This window comes from Streptococcus infantis (genome assembly GCF_047465035.1).
GTDB classification, from domain to species: Bacteria; Bacillota; Bacilli; order Lactobacillales; family Streptococcaceae; genus Streptococcus; species Streptococcus infantis_T.
Map to the genome: position 1 here is coordinate 1 of NZ_JASHAQ010000036.1, position 6,923 is coordinate 6,923.

The following is a 6,923-nucleotide window of genomic DNA, read 5'->3' on the forward strand; positions in this document are numbered from 1 at the left end:
GGATTTCGGAACTTTGACAACTTTAAGAAACGAATTTTCATCGCTCTGAATATAAAAATGAAGAGGACATCAATTGTCCTCTCCAGATGTTAGTTTTTATTCAACCCACTACAGTTGACAAAGAGCCTTTTTTTACAAAAAAAGCTTCATAACCTTAATAGAATTGTTCTATCAAGATTACAAAACTCTTTCTTATTTCAAATCTTTTTTATAGCGCTCCAACTCTGCTTGGTTTGCCCAAACATAGTGACCTGGACGAATTTCTACCATAGAAGGTTTATCAGTTTCATAGTCATGTTGATCTGGATCATAGACTTTCAAAACTTTTTTACGTTCCAAGATTGGGTCTGGAATAGGAACAGCTGATAGAAGTGCTTGCGTATATGGATGAACTGGATTATTAAACAATTCTTCAGTTTCAGCCACTTCAACAATAACACCCTTATAAATTACCGCGATACGATCAGAGATAAAACGAACTACTGACAAATCGTGGGCGATAAAGAGATAAGTCAAGCCTAATTCCTTTTGGAATTTTTTGAGCAAGTTCAAGACTTGGGCACGTACAGAAACGTCCAAGGCTGAAATCGGCTCATCCGCAATAACGAAGTCAGGTTGCATAACCAAGGCACGGGCAATTCCGATACGTTGACGTTGTCCACCTGAAAACTCATGTGGGTAACGTGTCAAGTGTTCAGCCAAAAGTCCCACTTCACGAATGATATTTTGAACTTTTTCTTTTCTTTCTTCTTCATCCTTAAATAAATGGTGGTTATAAAGACCTTCAGAAATGATATAGTCAACTGTTGCACGTTCATTCAAACTTGCAGCAGGGTCTTGGAAAATCATTTGGATACGACGGATTAATTCCGAAGCTTGTTCACGTGATTTTTTACCATTGATTTTTTGACCTTCAAAGATGATATCACCTTTGCTGGTATCATTAAGACCGATAATAGCACGACCAATTGTTGTCTTACCACTACCAGACTCTCCAACAAGTGAGAAAGTTTCTCCTTTGTTGATAAAGAAGTTCGCATTTTTAACAGCGACAAACTTTTTGCTTCCTTCACCGAAGGAAATTTCTAAGTCTTTAATTTCTACTAATTTTTCAGACATTTCCTTCCTCCTAGTCCTCAAGATGTGTAAAGCCCATCTTTTCACGAATCTTGTCGTGTAAATCTGCAATCACCGCTGGTTTTTCAACTTTTGGAGCTTGTTCATGAAGCAACCATGTCTTAGCCCAATGAGTATCAGATACTGCAAACTGAGGTGCTTTTTCCTCGAAGTCAATCTTCATAGCATAATCTGAACGAAGAGCAAAAGCATCTCCCTTCAATTCAGTATAAAGCGATGGAGGTGTTCCAGGGATTGAGTATAATTCACCTTTGTCATCCGCAAGTTGAGGCAAGCTTGACAAGAGGCTCCATGTATATGGATGACGTGGGTCGTAGAAGATTTCTTCAACAGTACCATACTCGACAATCTCACCAGCATACATAACCGCTACTTTATCAGCGATACTTGCTACGACACCTAGGTCGTGGGTGATAAAGATTGTTGTAAAGTGGTATTCGTGTTGAAGTGACTTCAACAAATCAATAATCTGTGCCTGAATGGTCACGTCAAGAGCTGTTGTCGGCTCATCACAGATAAGAATGTCTGGACGACAGGCAAGAGCAATCGCGATAACGATACGTTGACGCATTCCCCCAGAATATTGGAAAGGATACTCGTCAAAACGTTTCTCAGAATCTGGAATACCAACTTTATTCATATAGTCGATAGCCAATTCTTTAGCTTCTTGCGCAGTCTTGCCTTGGTGTTTAACAATAACTTCTGTGATTTGACTTCCGATTGTCTTGATTGGGTCTAGACTGGTCATTGGATCTTGGAAGATAGTTGCAATCTTGGCACCACGAATACTTTCCCAATCTTTATTAGATGTAAGGCTGGTCAATTCTTGGCCACGGTAATTAATACTACCTCGTGCAATACGACCATTTCCTTCCAACATTCCTGTGAATGTTTTTGTCAAAACTGATTTACCTGAACCTGACTCTCCAACTAAAGCGAGAACCTCTCCCTCAATCAAATCGATGGAGACACCTCGAATAGCTGTCAAAATCTTGTCACGAACATCAAATTCCACGACAATATCTTGAGCAGTCAAAATTACATTTTTTCCTTTTATCATGTCTACTCCTATCTATGTGTACGTGGATCACTAGCATCCGCTAGGTTTTGACCTACTACGAAAAGGGACAAGGATACCAAGACCAAAGTTGTCAATGGAATCCAGAAGAGGTAAGCATTGGTTGTTACGTTCTGAGAATAATCTGAAATCAAACGTCCCAAACTTGGTACTGTGATTGGCAAGCCGAGTCCAAAGAATGACAGGAAGGCTTCATATGAGATAAATGCAGGAAGCATTTGTGATGTAGTTGTAACAATAACAGAAACCAATTGAGGCATGATATTTTTAATAACAATCTTATGGGTTGGTGTTCCCAGTGTACGAGAAGCAAGGTTGTACTCTAAATCACGGTAACGCATGATTTGGATACGAATCATATAAGCAATACCAATCCAAGTAGTTACACTCATGGCAAAAATCAAGTTCCAGAAACCTGCACCGATAGAGTAAGTCAAAACAATAACGATCAAAAGTGAAGGGATGTTATTGATAACGTTATAAACTTCCATCATGATACGGTCAACTGATTTTGAAATCCCCCAGATTCCGCCGACAATAACACCAATAACAACGTTGATAAAGGTCGCAATTACGGAAATCAAGATAGAGTTACGTGCTCCAAACCAGACACCGTCAAAGAGAGATTTACCATTACTATCTGTACCAAACCAATGTTCAGCATTTGGCTTAATGTAACGAGCGCTAAAATCATTTACCTTACTTACATCATTGAAGTCAAAATCAGAAAACATTGGATAGATGAAACTCATCAACACGATGGAAATCAAAATACCAAGCATGATAATTGTTGATTTTTTCTTCAAAAACTGTCTAAAAACAGAACCCCAATATGAGTAGGCAGGAGCATCAATTGCTTCAGAGGCAAAATCATCTCGTTTTACAAATTGAAATTTATCATTACTAATCGTAGACATTATTTGCCTCCTTTCTCTGTCAATTTAATACGTGGGTCAATAATAGTCATCCAAATATCTCCAATCAAGTAAGAGAAAATTGAAACACATGTAAAGATGAAGACCAGACCAACTACCATATTGTTGTTTGATGCTTTTACAGAGTCAATCAACATTTTACCCATACCTGGGAAGGCAAAGACTGTTTCAGTAAGAGTTGCTCCACCAATAACACCAATAATTGAGCCTGGGATACCAGAAACGAGTGGTACCATAGCGTTTTTAAAGATGTGTTTGTTAGAAATTTCTTTTTCAGAAAGACCTTTAGCTCGAGCAAAACGGACAAAGTCTTGAGATTGTAAGTCAATCATGTAACGACGAATCCAGATAGCTAGACCAGGTGCTCCAAGTAAACCAAGAATGACTGATGGAAGGACATAAGATCGCCAATCGCCAGCACCCAAGATTGGGAATGAGTCTGGGAATCCGATAGAAGAACCAATCAAACGAATGATATAAACTAGAGCAATCGTTGGGAGGGCCATCAAGAAGGTCAAAGTACCTGTAGAGAGGCTGTCAATCCAAGTATTCTTGAAACGAGCCATTGCTGAACCAAGAGGAACTGCAATCGCATATGAAATCGCAAGACCAATCAAACCAGTGATAGCAGAACTTGCAATCATTGATGGGTACTGATAGTTGCTCTCAGTAGCTGTATATGGATCATCTTTACCGTAGTTGGCTACTTCACGAGCATCAGCTTGACTCGGAGATTTATAAGTTCTTGAGTAAATGTTAACTGATGATGTTTTCTTACCAGTTGGGAATTGAACTTCTGAAGTCTTCGTTTGTCCTTGTCCTTGTGTGATTACTTGAAGAACAGGAGTATTGGCATAAGTTGGATAAGAATCTCCTAGGTTCAAGTTGACAAAGTTTTGGTGAACAAATGGGAACTGACTATTGAAGTACAAGAGGTATTTGTGTTTAGTACCTGAACCCACAAGAGACCAACCGATAGCAGGATCATTCTCAAAGCGCAAATAACGCTCTAAGTTAGGATTCTCAGGGTCTTGGATCTTGTTTGTATGGTCAATATCAAGCAAGTTTGCGTAGAATTTGAACACACGCTCAAAAATAGGAATTTCACGTGTAGCGTAGAATTGTCCACTCTCTGTAAACTCACCTAGAGTCCAACCATTCCCAAGTTGTTGGATATATTTTTCATAGATTGCTTTATTTGTATCATTTACATCTACTGTAACAGAAGAGTCAATGCTACTAGCTTTTTCCTGCAACTCTTTCGTATCGTAATATTCGATATAACCCATACGCTCATAAACGGTATTTTCATAGTTATCACGTTTATCAGCTGTCGTTGCAATTTTATTGTAGTTAGTATCTTGTTTGAAGATCAACTTCCGTGGAACCATCGTATAGATGATTGTGTAAATCAAGGTCGTTACTAAGAAAATAGAAACCAACGACCGCAAGATACGCATAAAAACATATTTTTTCATATTATTTCCTTTAAATCCCAAAAGAACCTTCTCCTTTAGGAGAGAAAGTTCTGATGAGCATTATTTATTTCACATGACTCGCTAACTCTTTTTGAGCTTTTTCGTTTGATTCAGCTTTTTCTTTAAGCCATTTTTCACGAGCTTTTTGGTATTCTTCTTTTGTAATAGGTTTTTCACCAACCTCAGTGTACTTCAAGTAACCTGAGTTTTCTCCTTTAAGACCCGCAGCGGAGTAAGAAGAAGTAAATGGAATAACTTTAGATACAAATGATACAGCGGTTTCTTTTGGACCTGCCATTACAGGAATTGTCAAACCGTTGTCTGTTAACCAAGCTTGAGCAAGGGCATATTTTTCGTAGCGTTTTTGAACGTCTTGATTTTCTTTATTTGCTTCATCAACTAATTTTTCATAGTCAGACAAACCAAGTTTTTGGATAACTGATGCGTCAGTATCTTTGTCAATACCCATAAGCAAGCGAGTATTTCCGCCTTTAATCGTGTACTGGTCTAAGAAAGTTGATGGATCCTGATAATCTGGATTCCATCCAGTCAAAGTATGAATATCCCAGTCTTGTTCTTTTGCTGTTGGAGCACTGAATGAAAGTGGTAATGCTTCTGCTTGAGTCATTTGTTGAAGATCGATTACAACATTGTCTGATCCAAGTACGTTTTCAATAGATTGTTTAAGTGATTGAACACGGTTTACAACAGCTGTAGATTCTTGGATTGTTAGAGCATCCAAGTGGATTGGGAATTCTACCCCTTCAGCTTTCAAGCTTTCTTTTGCTTTTGCAAAGGCTGCTTTAGCTTTTTCTTCATTGTAGAGACCATTTTGCGAATCAGCAAGTGAAATGTTTGACCATGTGCCTGAGTTTGTCTTCGAAAGACTTTCTTCTACAAGTTCACCAAATTGTTTGTCACCAACTGGAAGATTATATGGTGTGAAAGTATTACGGATTGCAACTGCAGCTCCTTCTGTGCCATTTGTCTGTGCTGAGTAAGAATTACGATCTACCGCAAAGTTTAGGGCTTGACGGAATTCTTTATTTAGCAAGGCTTTTCTTGTAGATTCTTTTTGGCTATCTGTTGTTTTTGAAGTGTGGTTATAAGTTGAACGACCATAGTTCACACTGACAGTAGCGATGGCTGATCCTGGTTCGCTAAAGTAGATGTTGTCTTTGAACTCAGACGCATATTTTTCGTATGTTGAGCTAGTAGGATAAATACGAGCTTTACTGTATTGTCCTTCTGAGAATCCTTTAGCAACAACATCTTGGTCTTTCCCATCCCAGTATGTAAATTTAATGTTTTGAATTTTAACTGCATCTTTATCCCAATAGGCATCATTCTTAGCCATTTCGATTGAAGACTTAGCTGTGATTGCTTTCAAAACAAATGGTCCATTATACAAAATAGAAGATGGATCTGTAGGTGCACCAAAGCCTTCCCCTTTAGATTTAAGGAAATCTTCGTTGATTGGCATCATCACGCCATTTGTTGTTTTATCATTCCAGAAAGTCTCTGGCTGATTCAAGGTGTATTCCAGAGTGTTATCATCAACTGCTTTTACTCCAACAGTTGAAAAGTCGTTTGTTTCACCGTTAATGTAAGCGCTGAGTCCTTTAATTGAAGAACTAATAACAGACAGCCCTTTTGATTTTCCTTCTACCGCGTGTTTCAACCCTGTCACAAAGTCTTGGGCTTTAACTGGAGCGTATTCTTCTCCTTCAGCAGTAACCCACTTAGCATCCTTACGGATTTTATAAGTGTAAGTCAAACCATCTTGTGAAACTGTCCATGATTCAGCAATCGATGGTACGAGGTTGCCATATTTATCATTAGCAAGCAAACCATCTACTGCATTTGTAGTTACAAAAGAAGTAGAATCAACGTTGTTAACAACATAATCCAATGTTTCTGGATCAACTGAATAAACGTATTTATAATCTGATGCTAATTTTGCATTGCTTGAACCTGCATTTGAATTCGTGTTTGAACATGCAGCAAGCACTCCTGCCGCAAGCAAGGACACCCCCGCTACTGCAAGAATCCGACTTTTTTTCATGTTTAATTAACTCCTCTATTAAAATTAATGAGATACTGTTGATTATACCATAATCCCTCTCAAAAGTAAACGAATTTTCAGAATATTTTGTCGCATGCCTTTTGAAGGAAACTTCTCAAAGTAACTTCCACTTATCTGACCAAAGTGGAAATTAGTCTAAAACGGATTTTTATGGTGGAATTAAGTGTGAGACGTTTGTGGTAGAAATGAGGCCTACTATGACCAAACAT

5 protein-coding genes are annotated in these 6,923 nt (G+C 38.3%); all 5 read right to left on the reverse strand.

The window, feature by feature from the left end; all coding sequences use genetic code 11:
- Positions 1–192: 192 nt before the first annotated feature.
- The gene (locus tag QM406_RS09785) at positions 193–1,119 is read right to left on the reverse strand and encodes an ATP-binding cassette domain-containing protein (RefSeq protein ID WP_001291283.1); all 927 of its coding nucleotides are present in this window, start codon (positions 1,117–1,119) and stop codon (positions 193–195) included.
- A gap of 10 nt (positions 1,120–1,129) precedes the next feature.
- Positions 1,130–2,197 carry an ABC transporter ATP-binding protein gene (locus QM406_RS09790; RefSeq protein ID WP_315639858.1) on the reverse strand — a complete coding sequence of 356 codons (1,068 nt, stop codon included), beginning with the start codon at positions 2,195–2,197 and terminating at the stop codon, positions 1,130–1,132.
- An 8-nt stretch (positions 2,198–2,205) separates the two neighbouring features.
- Positions 2,206–3,132 (reverse strand): oligopeptide ABC transporter permease OppC, encoded by a 927-nt coding sequence (gene oppC / locus QM406_RS09795; RefSeq protein WP_000104373.1) that lies wholly within the window; start codon positions 3,130–3,132, stop codon positions 2,206–2,208.
- A complete protein-coding gene (locus tag QM406_RS09800; protein ID WP_414274109.1) occupies positions 3,132–4,628 on the reverse strand; it encodes an ABC transporter permease in 1,497 nt (498 codons plus the stop codon). Before QM406_RS09800 ends, oppC begins: the two co-directional genes overlap by 1 nt.
- A 64-nt stretch (positions 4,629–4,692) precedes the next feature.
- Positions 4,693–6,693, reverse strand: a complete 2,001-nt coding sequence (locus tag QM406_RS09805) for a peptide ABC transporter substrate-binding protein (protein ID WP_414274110.1) — start codon at positions 6,691–6,693, stop codon at positions 4,693–4,695.
- Positions 6,694–6,923: the final 230 nt, after the last annotated feature.